This window comes from Streptococcus sp. 2342 (assembly GCF_013276795.1).
Classification (GTDB): domain Bacteria; phylum Bacillota; class Bacilli; order Lactobacillales; family Streptococcaceae; genus Streptococcus.
Genome location: NZ_VMLR01000006.1, coordinates 14,698 through 37,332 on the forward strand (window position 1 = coordinate 14,698; position 22,635 = coordinate 37,332).

The window sequence follows — 22,635 nt, forward strand, 5'->3', positions numbered from 1 at the left end:
GCTTTTTGATTATTGAAAAAATAAAAACTCAGTAGCCAGGGTATAAGGCGACTGAGCTCTAGTCTGTATTTATACTCTTCGAAAATCAAATTCAAACCACGTCAGCTTCACCTTGCCGTACTCAAGTACAGCCTGCGGCTAGCTTCCTAGTTTGCTCTTTGATTTTCATTGAGTATTAGTCTTTAGAAATGAAAAGGTCTAGATAAAACTGGACAACTTCCTGATTTGTGAAGTCTTGCCCTTTTTTGAGCCACCAGGTCAATGTTTCGATAAAGTTGGTCACGACCAAGTGTTGGAGATAAGAAGCAGGCAGACTTGGGTGTGCTTCTTTCAAATCGTCAACCAGCATGGGGTAGACGTGGTGTTCCAACTCTCTCTGGAGTTGGCGGAGGAAGTAGTCATTCTTAGAGAATAGTAAACTGGTGATATGGTCTTGGTTTTTCTGAAAATGAAGAAAGAGATGGGCGAGATAAACCTTAGTTGAAATGGATTTTTCTCTTTCAAAGAGGTGATGGAAGAGGTAGCGGCAGAGCTCGTCCAGAAGCAGCTCCTTACTCTCATAGTGACAGTAAAAGGTGGAGCGTCCCACATCTGCAAGATCAATGATATCCTGAACAGTAGTGGTCTCGTAGCCCTTAGCATTCAAAAGTTGTAGAAAAGCTTGATAGATGGCTTTTTTTGTTTTACTGATACGGCGGTCAATGTTAGTCATATGGACACTTGAGGCAAATTGTTCAGAACTGAATAAAGCTGACCTTTTGCTTCTATCCTTTCTTTGAGTTTTAGTGGATAATGATAATGAACAAGATGTTCATAAATCTATTATAACAAAGGAATGAGAAATATGAAGGCAAAATATCCTGTTTGGCTAGCTTTTTTCTTAAATTTGACTTATGCCATTGTCGAGTTTATCGCTGGTGGAGTGTTTGGTTCCAGTGCAGTTCTTGCTGACTCGGTGCATGACTTGGGAGATGCGATTGCTATTGGGATCTCAGCCTTTTTGGAAAGTATCTCCAATCGTGAAGAAGACAGCCACTATACTTTGGGCTACAAGCGTTTTAGCCTTTTAGGGGCTATGGTAACGGCTGTGATTCTTATGACAGGGTCCGTTTTGGTCATTTTGGAAAATATAGCGAAAATCTTTCATCCACAACCGGTCAATGATGAGGGGATTCTCTGGTTAGGAATTATTGCGATTACTGTCAATGTGCTAGCGAGTCTCGTCATTCGCAAAGGACAAACCAAGAACGAATCCATTCTCAGCCTGCACTTTCTGGAAGATACCTTGGGTTGGGTGGCTGTCATCCTGATGGCCATTGTTCTTCGATTTACCGATTGGTATATCTTGGATCCGCTCTTGTCTCTTGCTATTTCCTTCTTTATTCTGTCAAAAGCCCTTCCACGTTTTTGGAGAACGCTCAAGATATTCCTCGATGCAGTGCCAGAAGGAGTAGATATCCAGAAAATCAAGACGGATTTAGCAGAATTGGATCATGTCGCTAGTATCAATCAGCTTAATCTCTGGACTATGGATGGTTTGGAAAAAAATGCCATTGTCCATGTTTGTTTAAAAGAGATGGAGCATATGGAAACTTGTAAAGAATCTATTCGAATTTTCCTCAAAGATTGTGGCTTTCAAAATATTACCATTGAAGTTGATGCTGACCTAGAAAGTCACCAAACACATAAGCGAAAAGTGTGAGTTGGAGCGGAATCATAGAGATTATTAGAGAAACAGCCTTGCTAGAGGTAGTTTTGTAATCCTAATCATTCCTCGTACTCTCTCTCAATGTCAGTCTGGTTCCCAGCATGGTCAAGCTGGGGATTTTGCGACCGTGGAGTACTTCCTTATTAAGAATATCCATGCCTGCTCTGCCCATTTCTTCGGTATAGACGGTGATGCTGGAGAGGGGAGGATAGACTTGCTTGGTCAGGCTAGTATCGTTAAAGGAAATAAGACTGACGCGGCCTGGCAGGCTGATTCCAGCTTCTTGGAGCGCACGGAGGGCACCGATGGCTAAACTATCGCTAGCTGCGAAAAATGCTGGCGGCAGTTGGTTTCCTAAGCTCTGAATGGCCTCCTTCATCAAGTCATAGCCAGACTGGGCGGTAAAGCTTCCTTGAAAGACCAGTTCATCATGATAGATTCCTTTTGTTTGACTGTAGTTCCTAAAATTTTCCAGTCGCTTATCCTCAATGATTTCTTCTTGGTCGGTTGTTTCTTCAAGGCCTGTTAGAATCCCGATGCGGTCCATCCCTTGGCTGAGAAAATAATCGACAACCTGTTTCATGGCAGTGTAAAAGTCTGTGATAATGCAGGTGTGTCCCAGCGAGAGGGTATCGCTATCTAGAAAGACAAGAGGTTTTTGGTATTCTTCAAAGGCAGAAATCTGAGCTCGGCTAAACTTTCCGATGCAGAGAATCCCAATCACTTCTTCGCTTAGGGTAAAAGGATGGTCATTAAAATAGCGCAAGATATCATAGTCCAACTCTTGGGCTCTTTTTTCTATGCCTAGGCGAATCTGGTAGTAGTAGAGGTCGTCCAGCTCCCCTTGTTCGCTGACCCATTGGATAATGGCAATCTTTTGCTTGGGCTTGTGGGACTCGCCTGTCTTGAGGTGCTTGGTGTAGCCCAGCTCTTCAGCAACGGTTAAAATACGGTGTCTGGTTTCTTCTGTAACAGATAGGCTCTGGTCGCGATTGAGGACGCGGGATACGGTCGCGATAGAGACAGAGGCTAGCTGTGCAATGTCTTTTAAAGTAGCCATAAATCCTCCTTGATTAGGTTAGTATATCATATTTTTCTGCTTTTTACTGATAGTTTAGTAAAATTTTAGTAAAAAGGATTGACCTTGGGAAATCCCTTAGATACAATATAAGAAAACGATTACACGTTAAGGTGACTTAACGGACAGTCAAAGGAGAATTCATATGACACAACATCTTACTGCAGAAGCACTTCGTAAAGACTTTCTTGCTGTTTTTGGTCAAGAAGCGGACCAAACCTTCTTTTCACCAGGCCGTATCAACTTGATTGGTGAACACACAGACTACAATGGTGGACATGTATTTCCGGCAGCCATTTCCTTAGGAACTTATGGGGCTGCTCGCAAACGTGATGACCAAGTCTTGCGTTTCTACTCAGCCAACTTTGAGGACAAGGGCATTATCGAAGTGCCTCTCGCTGACCTCAAGTTTGAAAAAGAGCACAACTGGACCAATTATCCAAAAGGGGTTCTTCATTTCTTGCAAGAAGCTGGACATGTGATTGACAAAGGTTTTGATTTTTATGTTTATGGGAATATCCCAAATGGTGCTGGCTTGTCTTCTTCAGCATCCCTTGAACTCTTGACAGGAGTCGTGGCAGAGCATCTCTTTGATTTAAAATTAGAGCGTCTCGATTTGGTTAAAATTGGAAAACAAACAGAAAATAACTTTATCGGAGTCAATTCTGGTATCATGGACCAGTTTGCTATCGGTATGGGGGCTGACCAACGTGCTATTTACTTAGATACTAACACTTTAGAGTATGATTTGGTACCACTTGATTTGAAGGACAATGTCGTTGTTATCATGAACACTAACAAATGCCGTGAATTGGCGGATTCTAAATATAATGAACGCCGTGCTGAATGTGAAAAAGCAGTAGAAGAATTGCAAGTTGCCTTGGATATTAAGACCTTGGGTGAATTGGACGAGTGGGCCTTTGACCAATATAGCTATCTGATTAAAGATGAAAATCGTTTGAAACGTGCTCGCCATGCTGTGCTTGAAAACCAACGTACCCTCAAAGCTCAAGCAGCCCTTCAAGCAGGAGATTTGGAAACATTTGGTCGTTTGATGAATGCGTCACACGTTTCCCTAGAGCATGACTATGAAGTAACTGGCTTGGAATTAGATACCCTAGTTCATACGGCTTGGGCTCAAGAAGGAGTTCTCGGTGCTCGTATGACAGGGGCTGGTTTTGGCGGCTGTGCCATTGCTTTGGTGCAAAAAGATGCTGTTGATGCCTTTAAGGAAGCTGTAGGCAAACACTACGAGGAAGTAATTGGATACGCTCCAAGCTTCTATATTGCTGAAGTTGCAGGTGGCACTCGCGTCCTTGACTAGTCAAAAGGAGGCTCTATAGTGACCTTAGTAGATAAATTTGTAACACATGTCATTTCTGAAAGTTCATTTGAGGAAATGGATCGAATCTACCTGACCAATCGTGTCTTGGCACGAGTGGGAGATGGTGTTTTGGAAGTTGAGACGGATCTGGATAAAGTGATTGACCTCAAGGACCAGCTGGTTGAGGAAGCCGTTCGATTAGAGACGATTGAGGATAGTCAGGCTGCGCGTGAAATCCTTGGTGCTGAACTAATGGACTTGGTGACCCCTTGTCCGAGTCAGGTCAATCGTGACTTCTGGGAAATCTATGCTCACTCTCCTGAGCAAGCGATAGAGGATTTTTACCGACTCAGTCAGAAGAATGACTACATCAAACTCAAGGCCATTGCTAAAAATATCGCTTATCGTGTTCCGTCTGACTACGGTGAACTTGAAATTACCATCAATCTCTCTAAGCCTGAAAAGGATCCCAAAGAGATTGCGGCAGCCAAGTTGGTGCAAGCTAGTAATTATCCTCAGTGTCAGCTTTGTCTAGAGAATGAGGGCTACCATGGTCGAGTTAACCACCCAGCCCGTAGCAATCACCGTATTATCCGCTTTGAAATGGCTGGTCAGGAGTGGGGCTTCCAGTATTCGCCCTATGCTTATTTTAATGAGCACTGTATTTTCTTAGATGGCCAGCATCGTCCCATGGCCATTAGTCGTCAGAGTTTTGAACGTCTGCTAGCTATCGTAGAGCAGTTTCCAGGATATTTTGCTGGATCTAATGCCGACTTGCCGATTGTGGGAGGGTCTATTCTCACTCATGACCACTACCAGGGAGGCCGTCACGTCTTTCCGATGGAATTGGCTCCCTTGCAAAAGACCTTCCGATTTGCTGGTTTTGAGCAGGTTAAGGCTGGGATTGTCAAGTGGCCAATGTCAGTGTTGCGTTTGACTTCAGATTCCAAAGAAGATTTGATTAACTTAGCTGATAAGATTTTGCAGGAATGGCGTCAGTATTCAGACCCTGCCGTGCAGATTTTGGCAGAAACAGACGGGACACCGCATCACACCATCACACCTATAGCACGTAAGCGTGATGGACAGTTTGAGTTGGACTTGGTCTTGAGGGACAATCAGACTTCTGCAGAACATCCTGATGGCATCTATCATCCTCACAAGGATGTCCAACATATCAAGAAGGAAAATATCGGTTTGATTGAGGTCATGGGTTTGGCTATTTTACCACCTCGTCTGAAAGCAGAAGTGGAGCAAGTCGCTAGCTATCTTGTAGGAGAAGCTGATACAGTTGCTGATTATCATCAGGAATGGGCAGACCAACTCAAAGCTCACCATCCAGACCTAACAGATAAAGAAAAAGCCCTTGAAATCGTCAAGGCCTCTGTGGGGGCTATCTTTGCTCGTGTGCTTGAGGATACAGGAGTCTACAAGCAGACAGAACAAGGACAGGCAGCCTTTATGCGCTTTGTGGAGCAGGTAGGAATTTTGCCAGACTAGGAGCTTTCTCCTTGCACAGTCCTATAAAAAGTAGTATCATAGTGTCGTTTGAAATATCAGGAGGAAACGATGAAAGACTTTCATTTTGACGCTATATCTGCCTTTGAAAATTACGAAATTGAACAAATGAGAGATGGTCACGTTGTGGTGACGACCAAAGTAGTGGACTCGTCGCTCAACTACTATGGCAATGCCCATGGTGGCTATCTCTTTACTCTCTGTGACCAGATCAGTGGTTTGGTGGTTATCTCGCTGGGGCTTGATGGAGTGACACTCCAGTCCTCTATCAACTACCTCAAGGCAGGAAAACTTGATGATGTATTGACAATAAAAGGAGAATGTGTCCATCAAGGTCGCACAACCTGTGTCGTGGATGTTGATATCACGAATCAAGAAGGAAAAAATGTCTGTAAGGCAACCTTTACTATGTTTGTCACAGGCCAAAGGTCAGAAGACAGACAGGTACGAATATAGATAACTAAAAAAGAGGCTCGCACCTCTTTTTCTTATTTCTTTTTATGATTTAATACTGCATTGAGGACAATGGCGAGTAGGCTGGCTACGACGATTCCGTTTGAGAAGAACATTTGGAAGGCTGTTGGCATGCTGACAAAGAGATTACTGTTGTTTAGTCCTACACCTGCAGCGATTGAAACAGCTGCGATAAGGAAGTTGTGTTCATTGTTAGCAAAGTCAACACGAGCGAGGATTTGCATCCCTTGAATCGATACAAAACCAAACATCACCAGCATAGCACCACCGAGGACAGGGCTTGGAATGATTTGGGCAAGGGCACCAAACTTAGGAAGGAGTCCAAGGAGAACCAGGAAACCAGCCGCATAGTAGATTGGTAGGCGAGTCTTGATACCTGATAATTTAACCAAACCAACGTTTTGTGAAAATCCTGTGTACGGGAAGGTATTAAAGATTCCTCCGAGAAGTACGGCCAAGCCTTCTGCGCGATAACCGTTGCGCAGGCGCGTGCTGTCGATTGGGTCTTTCGTGATATCAGACAAGGCTAGGTAAACACCAGTGGATTCAACCATAGACACTGTTGCGATGATACACATCATGACAATCGATGAGATTTCAAAGGTTGGCATCCCAAAGTAGAGTGGAGTTGGGACATGGACAAGTGGTGCTGCTGCAACAGGAGAGAAGTCAACCAAGCCCATGCTAGCAGCAATGGCAGTTCCAACAACCAGACCAATCAAAATGGAGATAGACTTGATAAATCCTTTGGTAAAGATGTTGATCAAGAGGATAATCAAAACAGTAATAGCTGCAAGTAAGAGACTTTGACCAGTTGGTTCTGGAACGTTATTTCCCATATTTCCAATAGCGACAGGAATCAAGGTTAAACCAATCGTGGTAATAACAGATCCTGTTACGATAGATGGGAAGAGATTGGCAACTTTTGAGAAGATGCCTGAAACAAGAACAACGTAAATCCCTGATGCGATAAGGGCACCAAACATAGCACCACTACCATGGCTTTGCCCAATCATAATCAAGGGAGCGACCGACTGAAAGGCGACTCCAAGAACGACTGGTAGCCCAATACCAAAGTGTTTGTTGAGTTGGAGTTGGAGGAAGGTTGCCACCCCACACATGAAGATATCTGTAGAAATCAGGTAGGTTAACTGCTCAGCCGAATAGCCAAGGGCTGTCGCAATCATGATGGGAACCAGGATAGATCCTGAGTACATAGCTAGTAAGTGCTGCAAGCCAAGAACGGCTGCTTGCGAGTGTTTTTCTTGAGTTTGCATTAGAGATCTGCCTCCTTAAATACGACTTGACCATTTTCAAAACGATCCAAACGAGCGAGTGATAGAACAGGGTAGCCTGCTTTTTCAAGCAAATCACGGCCATCTTGGAAGGTTTTTTCAATCACGATACCGATAGCTTGGACTGTGGCACCAGCTTGTTCGATGATTTGAATCAAGCCTTTGGCAGCTTGGCCATTAGCAAGGAAATCGTCGATAATCAAGACCTTGTCCTCTGGTGAGAGGAATTTTCCAGCGATAGAAACGGTGCTGGTTACCTGCTTGGTAAAGGAGTAAACTTCGGCAGTTAAGATTCCTTCGTTCATAGTGATATTTTTAGCTTTTTTAGCGAAAATCATGGGAACGTTTAAGGCTTCAGCTGTAAAAACGGCTGGAGCGATGCCTGACGCTTCAATGGTCACAACCTTAGTAATGCCAGCAGCAGCAAATTTTTCCGCAAAAACCTTACCGATTTCTCTCATTAGGCTAAAGTCAACTTGGTGGGTTAAAAAGGAATCCACTTTGAGGATGCTATCACCCAAGATATGCCCATCCTTGAGGATGCGCTCTTCTAATAATTTCATAAGACCTCCTAAAGTCTAAAAGCCAATTCATTTGCTTGTTTCAGATTTCTATCCAGTAAAACGGATAGAAAAAGGACCTACTTAATCTCTAAGTAAGTCCCCAAAATAGGCATGGCAAAAACGACCATACCTCACTGCTGACTTACTTATTGTTAGGTGTTCCGGCACCTTGTAGAAACGTCGTGCCAATTCACGACATAAACAAGTAAAACGATATTAAATTTTAAATAGGCTTGAGCCAATGTTTTTATTTTACACTAAATAACTTTAGAAATCAAATGTTTTGTTAGTGTTTTGGTTTGAAAAACGAACAAATATAAAAATGGGCAAGGATTAACTTATTGACTAACATTTAGAAGATTTTTTCATCATAAAAGACATATTATCAAGATTTTTCAAGACCTGACAATATGCCTCTTTCTAACTTTAAAGACTTTTTCCCAATCTTTATTGTTCTACTCGCTAAATCTTAAAAAATAGCCATCTGGGTCTAGAACTGCAAATTCATGAGGGTAGATATATTGTTCGCCAACTCGAAATTCTCTTTTTGTCAGGGGACGATGGATAGGATAGTCAGCTTCCAGCAGTTTTTGGTGGAGCTGAGGAGCATCTGCAATGCCAAAGGAAATATTGACACCGCGCCCGAAAGGATAGGTCAGCTGAGCTAATTCTTCTGCGCTTCCTTCTTCTAGCATAAGCTGGCAATCTTCAAGCGAGAGGAAGAGAAATTTCTCCTCTGGACGATCGTATTCGACAGAGAATCCTAGCAGGTCGCAGTAGAAGTGGCGTGATTTTTCGATGTCAGATACTACAAATTCAGGAATGACAGCTTGATAGTCCATTCGTTTTCTCCTTAGAGTTCAATCTCCAAGACAATCGGTGTATGGTCTTGACGAGCTCCTGAGTCGATCATATCAGACTTGGTCACCTTGTCAGCGATGCGGTTACTTGTGAGCCAGTAGTCGATTCTCCAGCCTGTATTGTTGATTTTAGAAGTTTTGCTGCGTTGTGCCCACCAAGTGTAGCGTTCGGGAACATCGCCGTGAATGTGGCGGAAGGTATCCGTGAATCCAGTTGCCAAAAGGTTGGTAAATCCAGCACGCTCCTCGTCGGTAAATCCTGGTGAACGGCGGTTGCTAGCAGGATTTGCAAGGTCGATCTCATTGTGGGCTACATTGTAGTCACCGGTTGCAAGGACTGGTTTTTCTTTGTCTAGTTCAGCCAAGTATTCAGCATATTTGACATCCCAGACTTGACGTTCTTCCAAGCGTTTGAGACCATCGCCAGCGTTTGGAGTGTAAACTTGTGTCACGAAAAATTCATCAAATTCCAAGGTGATGATGCGGCCTTCCAAGTCCATGGTAGAAGGGGCACCGATTTCTGGGAAAGTGACAGTGGGTGTGAGTTCTTTCTTATAGAGGAACATAGTACCAGCATAGCCTTTCCGGGCAGGCTCTTGAGAAGAGCGCCACGTGTTTTCGTAGCCTGGGAAGAGTTCTTCTAAAATTTCCAAGTGTTTCTTTGTAGGCCCTTTGGCAGAAAGCTTGGTTTCTTGGATAGCGATAATATCAGCATTTTCAGCGACCAAGGTTTGTAGGACTTCTTGGGACAATTTGGCACGAGCTGAGTCACTAGTTAGGGCAGCATTGAGGGAATCAATATTCCATGAGATAAGTTTCATAAAGTTACCTTTTTCATTCAGATTATAGATTTTATTATACCAAAAAAAGGTCTATTTCCCCAACGTATGGTTTGAAAAATCACTCTTTAGACTTTATCCTGAGAAAATAAAAATTCCCTAAACTATTTAGAAAAAAATCTAAATAGTTCTTGTATTTAGAATAGAAAGGTGTATAATGTTATTTAGAAAAACATCTAAATAGAAAGTGAAGTTATATATATGTCAAATAAGAGAACAATCCTTCTTTTTGTGGTCTTGGCCTATGCCCTTGCTTGGATAATATGGTTGGCACTATGGTTAAGTGGTGTTGGTCTAAATTCTCCATGGAGTCAACTTGCTAGTATTGTAGCTATGTGGATGCCTGCACTTGCAGTCTTTATTTTAGGGAAAATCACGAATCAACCTAGTGGAATCAAATCTAAATTAGTCGTGAATCTCAAGAGGAACTGGAGCTTTTACTTACTAGCTATCTGGTTACCAGCAGTCATCAGTTTTTTAGGAGCGGGACTTTATTTTCTTGTATTCCCTAGTAATTTCAGCCTTGGTTTTGAATCTATTCAAGCTATTTTACAAGAAAAAGGAGTCCTTCAATCAGCCATTCCCTTATCTTTCTTGGCTTTGATTCAAATCCTATCTAGTTTGACCTACGCTCCTTTTCTTAATAGTTTCTTTGCATTGGGAGAGGAAATTGGTTGGCGTGGCTATCTTTACCCAGTGCTAAGAGAACGCTTTTCACTAGTCCAGACTCATGTCTTACTTGCTCTCATTTGGAGTCTATGGCATTTACCAATCAATTTGCAAGGATATAATTATGGCCTTACTTATTTTGCTTATCCCGTTTTGGGAGTTGTTGCTATGTTTCTATCTTGTTTTAGCCTAGGAATATTGTTGAGCTGGTTGTTGGAAAAGACAGGTTCTATCTGGGCTTCTGCCCTATTTCATGGGGCAATCAATGCAACTGCAGGTCTTGGTTTACTCTTTCAATTACCAGGAGAAAAAATTTCAAGCCTCTTGATTTTAGGCCCATCACCGACAGGAATGCTATCAGTTCTACCTTGCTTAGTCCTATCCCTACTAATATTACAAAGGGAAAGGAGTCATTATGAGTTTTGCAAATAGCTTTAAAGCCTTATCTCATCCAGTTAGGAGAGAGATTTTGAATTTACTCAAAACAGATAGATTACCTGCAGGAGAAATTGCCAGTCAATTCGAGTTGACTAGTGCAACTATTTCACATCATCTCACGATTTTGAAAGCAGCGGATTTGATTCATGAAATGAAAGAAAAAAACTTTATTTATTATGAGTTAAACACATCGGTTTTAGAGGATATAATGGTTTGGTTAGCAGATCTGAAAGGAGATCATTTTGATGAAGATAAAAATCAATAAGAAATTGGTATTATTTACGAGCATTCTCATCCTACTACCTTCCCTTGTAGGTTGTGTTTTCTGGAATCAATTACCAGAGGAGATACCCACTCATTTTAATCTACTGGGTCAAGCAGATGGCTACAATCATAAAGTGTTTGCTATCTTTGGATTGCCTGCTCTCATGCTTTTGATGCATTGGTTGCTTCTATTTATAATGATTAAGGATCCTAAATCTAGCAATATCAGTTCAAAAATACAAGTTTTGATTTACTGGATTATTCCTTTTGTATCTTGTCTATCAATGATTTCTATATACGGAGAATCTTTGGGTTATTCCATGATGAGTGGGCTACTAGCTCAGATTTTTATGGGAGTCGTGATGATCGTAATTGGAAATTATCTACCAAAAACACACCGAAATTATATAATCGGTATTCGACTTCCGTGGACCTTGGAGAGTGATAAAAACTGGAGAAAAACACATCGATTAGCTGGAAAAATTTGGGTATTAGGAGGATTGTTATTGTTTCTAAATTCCTTTGTGCAACTGTATGTTTACTGGGTATTCTTCTTGACACTTTTCTTTGTAGTGATAATTCCTAGTGTCTATTCTTATCAATTATCAAAATTAGAATCTTGAAACAGGTATTTGAGTCATTAGTTAGAGAAGTTGGTCTGATAAGTCTATTTCCCCAACGTATGGTTTGAAAAATCACCCTCTTTCGTTTATAATGAAGAATGATTTTATGAAAAGGAGTGAAAATAAATGAAATTTTACTCATATGACTATGTACTTAGCCAAATCAGTCAGCAAAATGGAATTATGATTGGCTTTGGGATTGTGCTCCTAGCTATCACAGGATTTTTTGCTTTTAAGGCTTATCGTGATAAAAAGGGGACTAAGTTTCGGGAATTGGTCATGATTTTGGCCTTGACTTTGGTAGCCATGCTTTTGGTGACGATTTCAAAATACCAGACCAATCAAGCCTCTAACAATCAATTTCAAACCTCCCTTCATTTTATAGAGGTCGTTTCCAAAGACTTGGGAGTGGATAAATCAGAAGTTTACGTCAATACTTCAGCTGCCACTGATGGAGCGCTTGTCAAGGTCGGTTCAAATGTCTACCGTGCCATGAACGGGAGCCAACCAGACAAGTATCTTTTAGAGAAATTAGAATTGCATCAAACAGACGCTATTGAATTGGTGGAGGTAAACAAATGACACTCAACTATATGGAAATTTTAATCAAACTGGCCTTGGGTCTCTTCTCGCTTGTTTTTGTTATCAATGTGACAGGAAAGGGAAACCTAGCACCTAACTCTGCGACAGACCAAATTCAGAACTATGTTCTTGGTGGTATCATCGGTGGGGTGATTTACAATAGTTCAATTAGTATTCTCCAGTATGCAGTGATTTTGATGATGTGGACGATTTTGGTCTTGACCCTCAAGTGGCTTAATAACAATGTTCGTTTTGTCAAACGCTTGATTGATGGGAAACCAACTCTCCTCATCAAAAATGGGAAGATTGACCCAGAAGCCTGCCGTTCAGTTGGTTTGTCTGCGTCGGATGTAGCCCTCAAACTTCGTAGCCAAGGGATTTTCCAGATGAAGCAAGTTAAACGAGCTGTGCAGGAGCAAAATGGCCAACTCATCGTGGTCCAAATGGGAGATGAAAATCCTAAGTATCCAGTTGTGACTGACGGTGTGATTCAAGTTGATGTTTTGGAATCGATTGGCCGTAGCGAAGAGTGGCTGCTTGACAATCTCAGCAAGCAAGGGCATGACAATGTAGCCAACATCTTTATCGCTGAGTATGACAAGGGTGCTGTTACAGTCGTAACCTATGAATAAGAAAAACCTGGGGTTTTGGCCTCAGGTTTCCATTTGCAATCAGAAAGGGATTTTATGTCCATTATTCAAAAACTTTGGTGGTTTTTCAAGTTAGAAAAACGCCGTTATTTAGTCGGGATTGTGGCCCTGGTCTTGGTTTCCGTCCTCAATCTCATTCCCCCCATGGTTATGGGGCGGGTCATTGATGCCATCACTTCGGGGCAATTAAGCCAGCAGGACTTGCTTTTGAACCTCCTTTATCTGCTTCTTGCAGCTTTGGGTATGTACTATCTACGCTATGTTTGGCGCATGTATATCCTTGGGACTTCCTACCGTTTGGGACAGATTATGCGCTCTCGCTTATTTGAGCATTTCACAAAAATGTCTCCAGCCTTTTATCAAACCTATAGGACGGGGGACCTGATGGCACATGCCACCAACGATATCAATGCCTTAACCCGTCTCGCAGGGGGAGGGGTTATGTCAGCGGTGGATGCCTCTATCACAGCTTTAGTGACCTTGCTGACCATGCTCTTTAGCATTTCGTGGCAGATGACCTTGGTTGCCATTCTTCCCCTGCCTTTCATGGCTTATGCCACCAGTCGTTTAGGGAGAAAGACCCACAAGGCCTTTGGTGAATCCCAAGCAGCCTTTTCCGAACTTAATAACAAGGTACAGGAGTCTGTATCAGGTATTAAAGTGACCAAGTCTTTCGGTTATCAGTCTAATGAATTGGCCTCTTTTCAGGAAGTAAATGAATTGACCTTCCAAAAGAACCTCCAAACCATGAAATACGATAGTCTCTTTGACCCTATGGTTCTCTTATTTGTTGGTTCATCCTATGTTTTAACGCTTTTGGTCGGCTCCTTGATGGTTCAGAAAGGGCAAATCACGGTTGGGAATCTAGTTACCTTTATCAGCTACTTGGATATGCTAGTTTGGCCTCTTATGGCCATCGGCTTCCTCTTTAATATTACTCAGCGAGGGAAGGTTTCCTATCAGCGGATTGAGGAACTTTTGTCTCAGAAATCACCTGTACAAGACCCTGAGTTTCCTTTAGATGGTATCGAAAATGGGCGTTTGGAGTACGCTATTGACAGCTTTGCCTTTGAAAATGAGGAAACACTGACAAATGTTCACTTTAGTTTGGAAAAAGGGCAAACATTGGGCTTGGTTGGTCAGACAGGCTCTGGAAAAACGTCTTTAATCAAACTCCTCTTGCGTGAGTATGATGTTGACAAGGGAGCCATTTATCTAAACGGTCACGATATTCGTGACTATCGTCTGACAGACCTTCGCAATCTCATGGGCTACGTCCCTCAGGACCAGTTCCTCTTTGCGACTTCAATCTTAGACAATATTCGCTTTGGCAATTCTAAACTGCCTCTTTCAGCTGTCGAGGAAGCTACTAAGCTAGCCCAAGTTTACCAAGATATTGTAGCCATGCCTCAGGGATTTAATACGCTGATTGGTGAAAAGGGAGTCAGTCTTTCTGGTGGTCAAAAGCAGCGTCTGGCCATGAGTCGGGCTATGATTTTAGACCCTGATATCTTGATTTTGGATGATTCTTTGTCGGCTGTGGATGCCAAGACGGAGTATGCGATTATCGACAACCTTAAGGAGACGCGAAAGGACAAGACAACCATTATTACGGCTCATCGCCTCAGTGCGGTTGTCCATGCAGATCTGATTTTAGTCCTGCAAAATGGTCAAATTATCGAACGAGGCAGGCACGAAGACTTGCTAGCCTTGGATGGCTGGTATGCCCAAACCTACCAGTCTCAGCAGCTGGAAATGAAGGGAGAAGAAGATGCAGAATAAGAAAGAACAATGGACTGTATTGAAGCGCTTGATGTCCTATCTCAAGCCTTACGGCCTCCTGACCTTTTTAGCACTCAGTTTTCTCCTAGCGACGACGGTCATTAAAAGTATCATTCCCCTTGTGGCTTCCCATTTTATTGACCAGTATCTCAGCAATCTCAACCAACTCGCAGTAACCGTTTTGCTGGTCTATTATGGCCTTTATATCCTACAAACTCTGGTCCAGTATGTCGGTAATCTTCTCTTTGCACGGGTGTCATACAGTATTGTTAGAGATATTCGTCGGGATGCTTTTGCCAATATGGAAAAACTGGGTATGTCTTACTTTGACAAGACGCCAGCAGGCTCCATCGTCTCTCGTTTGACAAATGACACCGAGACTATCAGTGATATGTTTTCGGGGATTTTATCTAGCTTTATCTCAGCAGTTTTCATCTTTCTGACAACTCTTTATACCATGTTAGTATTGGATTTTCGTTTGACAGCTTTAGTCTTGCTCTTTCTCCCCTTGATTTTCCTTTTGGTCAATCTCTATCGGAAAAAGTCCGTCAAGATTATCGAGAAAACCAGAAGTCTCTTGTCAGATATCAATAGTAAGCTGGCAGAGAACATCGAGGGAATCAGAATAATCCAGGCCTTTAATCAAGAGAGGCGCCTGCAGGCAGAATTTGATGAAATCAACCAAGAACACTTGGTCTATGCCAACCGTTCTGTAGCCTTGGATGCCCTCTTTTTGAGACCTGCCATGAGTTTGCTGAAACTTCTAGGCTATGCAGTTTTAATGGCCTATTTTGGCTATCGTGGCCTTTATCTGGGAATAACAGCAGGGACCATGTATGCCTTTATCCAGTACATCAATCGTCTCTTTGACCCCTTGATTGAGGTGACGCAAAATTTTTCGACCCTTCAAACTTCCATGGTGTCTGCAGGTCGTGTATTTTCTCTGATCGACGAGAGGATCTATGAGCCTCATCAAGAAGATGGGCAGGCTAAAGTCAAAGAAGGCAATATTCGATTCGAACATGTGTGCTTCTCATATGATGGCAAACATCCGATTCTGGATGACATTTCTTTCTCTGTTAACAAGGGTGAGACCATTGCTTTTGTAGGTCATACAGGTTCTGGGAAATCGTCTATTATCAATGTTCTCATGCGCTTTTATGAATTTCAGTCAGGGCGAGTTCTCTTGGATGATGTGGATATTAGGGACTACAGTCAGGAAGAACTGAGAAAAAATATCGGGCTGGTCTTGCAGGAACCCTTCCTCTATCATGGGACCATTAAGTCCAATATCGCCATGTACCAAGACATTAGTGATGAGCAGGTCCAGGATGCGGCAGCCTTCGTGGATGTAGATTCCTTTATTCAGGAACTTCCTTTGGGCTATGATTCCCCTGTTTCCGAGCGTGGTTTGAGTTTTTCAACTGGACAGCGTCAGCTTCTTGCCTTTGCTAGAACAGTCGCCAGTCAGCCTAAAATCCTGATTTTGGATGAAGCGACAGCCAATATTGACTCTGAAACAGAAAGTCTGGTTCAAGCTTCTCTGGCTAAGATGAGACAGGGACGAACAACCATTGCCATCGCCCACCGCCTTTCTACCATCCAAGATGCCAACTGTATCTACGTATTGGACAAGGGGCGCATTATCGAGAGTGGAACCCATGAGGAACTCTTGGCTTTGGGTGGAACCTACCACAAGATGTATAGCTTGCAGGCAGGGGCCATGTCTTAATATTCTTTGAAAATCTCTTAAAACCATGTCAGCTTTATCTGCAATCTCAAAGCTGTACATTGATCAGCCTGTGGCTAGCTCTTTGATTTTCATTGAGCATAAGAAGGAAATCCTTCAAATTACAGATTTCTTTCACCGCCTTTTCCATTTTGTGGTATAATGAAAAATGTTGACAAATAGTATAATAAAAACAAAGGAGAAACAGCATGCTGAAATGGGAAGACTTGCCCGTGGAAATGAAATCAAGCGAGGTTGAGTCTTACTACCAGCTTGTCTCTAAAAGGAAGGGTTCGCTGATTTTTAAGCGTTGTTTGGACTGGGTTCTGGCCTTGGTCTTACTGGTTCTGGCCTCTCCCATCTTTCTCATCTTGAGCATTTGGATCAAGTTGGATAGCAAGGGACCAGTGATTTACAAGCAAGAGCGCGTGACCCAGTACAATCGACCTTTCAAGATTTGGAAGTTCCGTACCATGGTGACGGATGCGGATAAAAAAGGGAGTCTGGTGACTTCTGCTAACGATAGCCGCATTACCAAGGTTGGCAATTTTATCCGCCGTGTCCGTTTGGACGAACTGCCTCAGCTGGTGAATGTCCTTAAAGGCGAAATGTCCTTTGTCGGTACACGACCTGAAGTGCCACGCTACACAGAGCAGTATAGCCCTGAAATGATGGCAACCTTGCTTTTACCAGCAGGGATTACCTCTCCAGCCAGCATTCACTACAAGGATGAGGACACTATTATCAGTCAAATGACCGAAAAAGGCCTGTCAGTTGACCAAGCCTATGTCGAACATGTCCTTCCTGAAAAGATGCGCTATAACCTTTCTTATCTCCGAGAATTTAGTTTCCTTGGAGACATCAAAATTATGTTTCAAACCGTGTTTGAAGTGCTAAAATAAAGTAGTCATGAGAAAATGAGTACAGATAAAAGGAGCAAATCAATGCCAAATTACAATATTCCATTTTCACCACCCGATATTACGGAAGCAGAAATTGCTGAAGTAGCGGATACTCTTCGTTCTGGTTGGATTACAACAGGTCCTAAGACAAAAGAACTAGAGCGTCGCTTGTCTCAATACACACAGACGCCTAAGACTGTCTGCCTCAACTCTGCGACTGCCGCTCTTGAGTTGATTTTGCGTGTTTTGGAAGTGGGGCCTGGTGATGAAGTCATCGTTCCAGCTATGACTTACACAGCTTCATGTAGTGTCATCACGCACGTGGGAGCAACCCCTGTCATGGTGGATATCCAAGCAGATACGTTTGAGATGGACTATGATCTGCTGGAGCAAGCTATCACTGAGAAAACTAAGGTGATCATCCCAGTAGAGCTCGCAGGGATTGTTTGCGATTATGACCGTTTGTTCCAAGTCGTGGAGAAAAAACGTGATCTCTTTACTGCGTCAAGCAAGTGGCAAAAAGCCTTTAACCGTATCGTGATTGTTTCTGATAGTGCCCATGCTTTGGGATCAACATATAAAGGACAACCAGCTGGTTCTATCGCTGACTTTACATCCTTCTCTTTCCATGCTGTTAAGAACTTTACAACAGCTGAGGGAGGAAGTGCGACTTGGAAAACAAGTCCAGCGATTGATGACGAAGAGATGTACAAAGAATTCCAAATCCTTTCCCTTCACGGGCAAACTAAGGATGCTCTTGCCAAGATGCAACTGGGTTCATGGGAATACGATATCGTCACACCAGCCTACAAGTGCAATATGACAGATATAATGGCATCACTTGGATTGGTACAATTGGATCGTTACCCAAGTTTGCTTGGCCGTCGTAAGGACATCGTGGACCGTTATGATCGTGGTTTTGCAGGTTCTCGTATCTATCCATTGGCACACAAGACTGAAACTGTCGAATCTTCACGCCACCTCTACATCACCCATGTAGAAGGAGCAAGTTTAGAAGAGCGCAACCTCATCATCCAAGAATTAGCCAAAGCAGGAATTGCAAGTAACGTCCACTACAAACCACTTCCGCTCTTGACAGCTTATAAGAATCTTGGCTTTGATATGGCGAACTATCCTAAGGCTTATGCCTTCTTTGAAAATGAAATTACTCTCCCTCTTCATACTAAACTAAGCGATGAAGAAGTGGACTATATCATTGAGACTTTCAAAACAGTTTCTGAAAAAGTACTAGCTTCATCAAAAAAATTGTAAAAAAGTCTTGACAAAGAAAAAACAAAGTATTAAAATAAGTTCAACAAATCAGAAAAGTAACTATTTTTGATCTTCAGGGAGCCTGTGGTGATTGTGAACAGGTGGTTGGAAGTAGTGAAAGTGGGCTGATTTTAAAAATGAATTTGAAACAATGAAAATTCGGTGCGCACACCTTACAGTGCAACTTGTTGTTAGACAAGGCAGAGATGTAAAGGGATAGTCCCTTTATAATTGAGGTGGCACCGCGTTACCAACGCCCTCACACGGAAGTATTTTCTGTGTGTGGGCTTTTTTCTATCCGTCATTTTGTTTATCTTTTATTAGGGCGTTAAGTCGCTTTGATGAACTTGAGTTCTATCTGCAGCTCCTTGCCTACTACTAAAAGCAAACAAAAAGTCGAATAAATACTGAAAGAGGAAAAATTTTATGACAACTAAAGGTTATTTTGGACAATTTGGTGGTAGTTTTGTACCGGAGCCGATTCAGGCTTTGTTGGATGAGTTGGAAGTGACATTTGAAAAGTACAAGGATGATCCAGAATTTTTGGCAGAATTTCGCCATTACTTGAAGGACTATTCAGGTCGCGAAACACCGCTCTATTTTGCAGAAAGTTTGACAGAGCACCTAGGTGGTGCTAAGATTTATCTCAAGCGCGAAGACCTTAACCACCTTGGTTCTCACAAACTTAACAATGTTTTAGGACAAATTCTTCTTGCCAAACGTATGGGCAAAAAACGAGTGATCGCGGAAACAGGAGCTGGTCAGCACGGTGTTGCGACAGCAGCGGCTGCAGCCAAGTTTGGTATGGCCTGTGACGTCTACATGGGGGCAGAAGATGTGGAACGTCAACGTCTCAATGTTTTCCGTATGGAGATGATGGGAGCAACTGTTCATGCAGTTGAAACGGGAACACGAACTCTTAAGGATGCGGTTGATGCAGCCTTTGGAGCATGGATGAATGACCTTGAAGCCTTTTATGTTCTGGGATCTGCTGTGGGACCTCACCCATATCCAACCATTGTTCATGAGTTCCAAAAAGTCATCAGTGAAGAATCTCGCCGTCAAATCTTAGAAAAAGAAGGACGCTTACCAGACTATGTCATTGCTTGTGTAGGTGGTGGTTCTAATGCTATTGGTGCATTTTCTCAGTATGTGGCTGATGAAGAAGTTAAATTGGTTGGGGTCGAAGCTGCTGGTCACGGACTTGACACAGACAAGCACGCAGCTACTATGACAAAAGGTAGTATCGGAATTGTCGACGGCATGAAGACTTATGCAGTCTTTAAGGAAGATGGAGAGTTGGCTCCAGTTTACTCTATCTCAGCTGGATTGGACTATCCAGGGGTTGGCCCAGAACACGCCTACTTCAAAGATTCAGGTCGCGTGGAATATGTGGCTGCGACGGATGAAGAAGCTGTTCAGGCTCTCCTCCTTCTCAGCAAGACTGAAGGAATTATCCCAGCGATTGAAAGTTCGCACGCTATCGCAGAAGCAGTTAAACGTGCACCAAAACTAAGTAAAGATGATATTATCATCATCAATGTCTCTGGTCGTGGAGACAAGGACGTAGCTGCGATTGCAGACTACCTAGAAGCTAAAAAATAAAAGATGGAAAAATTACAGTCTTTTCTCTCACAGAGAGCTTGTGGTTGCTGGAAACAAGCAGAGAAAGCTGTAAGGTTGGGTCCATCTGAAACAAGAGAAGAAAACATAATTCTCAAGGGAGTGCCCTTTATCGCACAGCCTGTTACAGAATCTTTCTAAGACAGGAATGAGAGATAGGAGAAATCCTATAATTGAGGTGGCACCGCGAATTTCGTCCTCACGCAAGTTATTTTGCGTGGGGTTTTTTATATATTTATCGTAGATATGGCTATCAGTTTTAAATTATGCTTCATCACTAGATAAATTTCTATAAAATATTTGCGAACGAAGTGAGCATTAAACCGCTATTTCCCGCCATAGTGGTATCTTAGAGAAGCAAAGATGCTTCTCTAGGACGGAATTTTTGAGACACATGGCTCAAAAATTAGGGATGAAATTTCGGAGAAAGTTGCTCCCGTCCGCACTATTTAAGGGAAATAGAAAAAAGATAAAAAATTAAAAATAAGGAACTGAAAGGGAAATTACAATGGAACGAATCATTCATGGAGATGTCTTATCACCAATCTTGGCTTATATGCGCCTAAAGGGGCAACACAAGGTTATCTTAGAGAGTATTCCGAGAGACAAGGAAACCGCTCGTTTTTCTATCCTAGCCTATAATCCAGTTTTTGAGATTAAGTTTGAAAATGGAGTCCTTTATCAAAATGGTCAAGTGATTGATCGGGATCCTTTGGATTTCCTTTATGAAGTGGCTCATAAGAGCCAGCACCATTCAGACCTACCTTTTGGTGGGGGAGCTATTGGCTTTGTTGGTTACGATATGATTTCGCTCTATGAAGAAATTGGTCAAATCCCTGAGGATACCATTGGAACGCCAGACATGCATTTCTTTGTCTATGAGAGTTACATAGTTTTTGACCACAAGAAGGAAAAAATTCATGTTATAGAGGATGCTCTTTACAGCGAGCGCAGTCAAGAAGATTTGGAAGAAGCCTTGAACCAAGTGCTGGAGGAATTACGCATCCCTGCTCCAAATGAATTTGAAGATTTGGATTTATCTCCGCTGGACTTCAAACCGCATATCGCTCCTCAGAAGTTTGAGGAAATGGTGGAAACAGCTCGTGACTTGATTCGTAACGGGGATATGTTCCAATGTGTACTCAGTCAGCGCTTCTCAGCAGAGGTTACTGGAAATCCATTTGACTTCTACAGAAATCTTCGCGTGACCAATCCATCTAATTATCTCTATTTCTATGATTTTGATGATTACCAAATCATCGGTGCCAGTCCTGAAAGTTTGGTTTCAGTCAAAAATGGCATCGTGACAACCAATCCGATTGCGGGAACGAGACCAAGAGGGGCTACGGAAGAAGAGGACAAGGCCTTGGCGACAGATTTACTTTCTGATGAGAAGGAAACAGCAGAACATCGGATGCTAGTAGATTTGGGACGTAATGATATCGGTCGCATTTCTGAAACGGCCAGTGTCCAAGTTACTAAGTATATGGAAGTGGAGCTCTTCCGCTATGTCATGCATTTGACCAGCGTGGTCAAGGGGCGTTTGCTTCCAGAACTCACTGCAATGGATGCCTTGAAATCAACACTTCCTGCTGGAACAGTGTCAGGAGCACCAAAGATTCGTGCTATGAGACGCATCTATGAACTGGAAACGGAAAAACGTGGCGTATACGCAGGAGCGATTGGCTACTTGTCTGCGACAGGTGATATGGATTTTGCCATTGCCATCCGAACTATGATTCTCAAAAATCAAACAGCTTATGTGCAGGCTGGGGCAGGGATTGTCTATGACTCCATCGCCCAAAACGAATACCAAGAAACCATTAACAAGGCTAAATCTATGACTAGAATTGGAGAACTAAGACCATGATTTTATTGATTGACAACTATGATTCTTTTACCTATAACTTGGCGCAATACATTGGGAATTTTGCAGAAGTGCAGGTCTTGAGAAATGATGATCCCAAGCTGTATGAAGAAGCTGAAAAAGCAGATGGTCTGGTCTTTTCTCCTGGTCCTGGTTGGCCAGTTGATGCTGGTAAGATGGAAGACATGATTCGTGACTTTGCAGTCAAGAAGCCGATTCTAGGGATTTGTTTGGGCCACCAAGCCATTGCAGAAGTCTTTGGTGGTAAGCTAGGCTTGGCTCCAAAAGTCATGCATGGGAAACAGAGCAATATCAGCTTTGAAGCCCCATCTGTATTGTATCAAGGCATTGAGGACGGCCGTGCGGTCATGCGTTACCACAGTATTTTGATTGAAGAAATGCCAGAAGACTTTGAAGTGACAGCTCGTTCGACTGATGACCAAGCTATTATGGGAATTCAACACAAATCCCTTCCAATTTATGGATTCCAGTACCATCCAGAAAGTATCGGAACGCCAGATGGCTTGTCTTCTATTCGGAATTTTATCGAGAATGTTGTAAAGTGAGGAAACTAG

22 protein-coding genes, 1 riboswitch and 1 other annotated feature are annotated in these 22,635 nt (G+C 42.6%); of the genes, 16 read left to right on the forward strand and 6 right to left on the reverse strand.

Annotation, left to right across the window (positions count from 1 at the left end):
- Positions 1-175: 175 nt before the first annotated feature.
- Positions 176-712 carry a TetR/AcrR family transcriptional regulator gene (locus HT689_RS07520; protein ID WP_173225512.1) on the reverse strand — a complete coding sequence of 179 codons (537 nt, stop codon included), beginning with the start codon at positions 710-712 and terminating at the stop codon, positions 176-178.
- A gap of 132 nt (positions 713-844) precedes the next feature.
- On the opposite strand from HT689_RS07520, the gene HT689_RS07525 reads away from it, so the two are divergent.
- Positions 845-1,702, forward strand: coding sequence for a cation diffusion facilitator family transporter (locus HT689_RS07525; protein WP_173225515.1), 858 nt, complete (start codon positions 845-847; stop codon positions 1,700-1,702).
- 61 nt (positions 1,703-1,763) lie between these two features.
- Here the strand turns inward: HT689_RS07525 and galR are convergent, their stop codons facing one another.
- Positions 1,764-2,768: a DNA-binding transcriptional regulator GalR gene (gene galR, locus HT689_RS07530; protein ID WP_173225518.1), complete on the reverse strand. Its 1,005-nt coding sequence runs from the start codon at positions 2,766-2,768 to the stop codon at positions 1,764-1,766.
- 163 nt (positions 2,769-2,931) lie between these two features.
- On the opposite strand from galR, the gene HT689_RS07535 reads away from it, so the two are divergent.
- The 3 genes from HT689_RS07535 to HT689_RS07545 all read left to right on the forward strand — a co-directional run bounded on the left by HT689_RS07535 (position 2,932) and on the right by HT689_RS07545 (position 6,084).
- Positions 2,932-4,110 (forward strand): galactokinase, encoded by a 1,179-nt coding sequence (locus HT689_RS07535; protein WP_173251525.1) that lies wholly within the window; start codon positions 2,932-2,934, stop codon positions 4,108-4,110.
- 18 nt (positions 4,111-4,128) lie between these two features.
- Positions 4,129-5,610: a UDP-glucose--hexose-1-phosphate uridylyltransferase gene (locus tag HT689_RS07540; RefSeq protein ID WP_173225524.1), complete on the forward strand. Its 1,482-nt coding sequence runs from the start codon at positions 4,129-4,131 to the stop codon at positions 5,608-5,610.
- 69 nt (positions 5,611-5,679) lie between these two features.
- A complete protein-coding gene (locus HT689_RS07545) occupies positions 5,680-6,084 on the forward strand; it encodes a PaaI family thioesterase (protein ID WP_173225527.1) in 405 nt (134 codons plus the stop codon).
- A 32-nt stretch (positions 6,085-6,116) separates the two neighbouring features.
- On the opposite strand, the gene HT689_RS07550 is transcribed toward HT689_RS07545, so the two are convergent.
- The 4 genes from HT689_RS07550 to HT689_RS07565 form a co-directional block, all read right to left on the reverse strand.
- Positions 6,117-7,379, reverse strand: a complete 1,263-nt coding sequence (locus HT689_RS07550; protein ID WP_173225530.1) for a nucleobase:cation symporter-2 family protein — start codon at positions 7,377-7,379, stop codon at positions 6,117-6,119.
- Entirely contained in the window at positions 7,379-7,960 is a 582-nt protein-coding gene (locus HT689_RS07555) for a xanthine phosphoribosyltransferase (RefSeq protein ID WP_173225533.1), read from the reverse strand. Before HT689_RS07555 ends, HT689_RS07550 begins: the two co-directional genes overlap by 1 nt.
- A gap of 129 nt (positions 7,961-8,089) precedes the next feature.
- A riboswitch (purine riboswitch) is annotated at positions 8,090-8,185 on the reverse strand.
- A gap of 230 nt (positions 8,186-8,415) precedes the next feature.
- Complete coding sequence (locus HT689_RS07560; RefSeq protein ID WP_173225536.1) at positions 8,416-8,802, reverse strand: VOC family protein; 387 nt, start codon at positions 8,800-8,802, stop codon at positions 8,416-8,418.
- An 11-nt stretch (positions 8,803-8,813) separates the two neighbouring features.
- Positions 8,814-9,641 (reverse strand): exodeoxyribonuclease III, encoded by an 828-nt coding sequence (locus tag HT689_RS07565; RefSeq protein WP_000767453.1) that lies wholly within the window; start codon positions 9,639-9,641, stop codon positions 8,814-8,816.
- Between the two features lie 219 nt (positions 9,642-9,860).
- On the opposite strand from HT689_RS07565, the gene HT689_RS07570 reads away from it, so the two are divergent.
- The 12 genes from HT689_RS07570 (at position 9,861) to HT689_RS07625 (ending at position 22,626) form a co-directional block, all read left to right on the forward strand.
- Positions 9,861-10,760 (forward strand): type II CAAX endopeptidase family protein, encoded by a 900-nt coding sequence (locus tag HT689_RS07570; protein WP_173225539.1) that lies wholly within the window; start codon positions 9,861-9,863, stop codon positions 10,758-10,760.
- Positions 10,744-11,031 (forward strand): autorepressor SdpR family transcription factor, encoded by a 288-nt coding sequence (locus HT689_RS07575; RefSeq protein WP_173280921.1) that lies wholly within the window; start codon positions 10,744-10,746, stop codon positions 11,029-11,031. The genes HT689_RS07570 and HT689_RS07575 overlap by 17 nt, the downstream gene beginning before the upstream one ends.
- A complete protein-coding gene (locus HT689_RS07580; RefSeq protein ID WP_173225542.1) occupies positions 11,012-11,653 on the forward strand; it encodes an SdpI family protein in 642 nt (213 codons plus the stop codon). The genes HT689_RS07575 and HT689_RS07580 overlap by 20 nt, the downstream gene beginning before the upstream one ends.
- A 126-nt stretch (positions 11,654-11,779) precedes the next feature.
- Positions 11,780-12,235 (forward strand): DUF3290 family protein, encoded by a 456-nt coding sequence (locus HT689_RS07585; RefSeq protein ID WP_020900359.1) that lies wholly within the window; start codon positions 11,780-11,782, stop codon positions 12,233-12,235.
- Positions 12,232-12,867 (forward strand): DUF421 domain-containing protein, encoded by a 636-nt coding sequence (locus HT689_RS07590; protein WP_042900454.1) that lies wholly within the window; start codon positions 12,232-12,234, stop codon positions 12,865-12,867. The genes HT689_RS07585 and HT689_RS07590 overlap by 4 nt, the downstream gene beginning before the upstream one ends.
- A 54-nt stretch (positions 12,868-12,921) precedes the next feature.
- On the forward strand, positions 12,922-14,667 hold the full coding sequence (locus tag HT689_RS07595; RefSeq protein WP_173225545.1) for an ABC transporter transmembrane domain-containing protein: 1,746 nt from the start codon (positions 12,922-12,924) through the stop codon (positions 14,665-14,667).
- The gene (locus HT689_RS07600; RefSeq protein ID WP_173225548.1) at positions 14,657-16,399 is read left to right on the forward strand and encodes an ABC transporter ATP-binding protein; all 1,743 of its coding nucleotides are present in this window, start codon (positions 14,657-14,659) and stop codon (positions 16,397-16,399) included. Before HT689_RS07595 ends, HT689_RS07600 begins: the two co-directional genes overlap by 11 nt.
- Before the next feature lie 206 nt (positions 16,400-16,605).
- Entirely contained in the window at positions 16,606-17,298 is a 693-nt protein-coding gene (locus HT689_RS07605) for a sugar transferase (RefSeq protein WP_173225551.1), read from the forward strand.
- Positions 17,299-17,340: 42 nt separating this feature from the next.
- Entirely contained in the window at positions 17,341-18,570 is a 1,230-nt protein-coding gene (locus HT689_RS07610; protein WP_173225554.1) for a DegT/DnrJ/EryC1/StrS aminotransferase family protein, read from the forward strand.
- 426 nt (positions 18,571-18,996) lie between these two features.
- A complete protein-coding gene (gene trpB / locus HT689_RS07615) occupies positions 18,997-20,175 on the forward strand; it encodes a tryptophan synthase subunit beta (protein WP_033676443.1) in 1,179 nt (392 codons plus the stop codon).
- Positions 20,172-20,397: a binding site (T-box leader), on the forward strand. It overlaps the preceding gene by 4 nt.
- Before the next feature lie 304 nt (positions 20,398-20,701).
- On the forward strand, positions 20,702-22,063 hold the full coding sequence (gene trpE / locus HT689_RS07620; RefSeq protein ID WP_173225557.1) for an anthranilate synthase component I: 1,362 nt from the start codon (positions 20,702-20,704) through the stop codon (positions 22,061-22,063).
- Positions 22,060-22,626, forward strand: coding sequence for an aminodeoxychorismate/anthranilate synthase component II (locus HT689_RS07625; protein WP_173225560.1), 567 nt, complete (start codon positions 22,060-22,062; stop codon positions 22,624-22,626). The genes trpE and HT689_RS07625 overlap by 4 nt, the downstream gene beginning before the upstream one ends.
- The last annotated feature ends 9 nt before the right edge of the window (positions 22,627-22,635 follow it).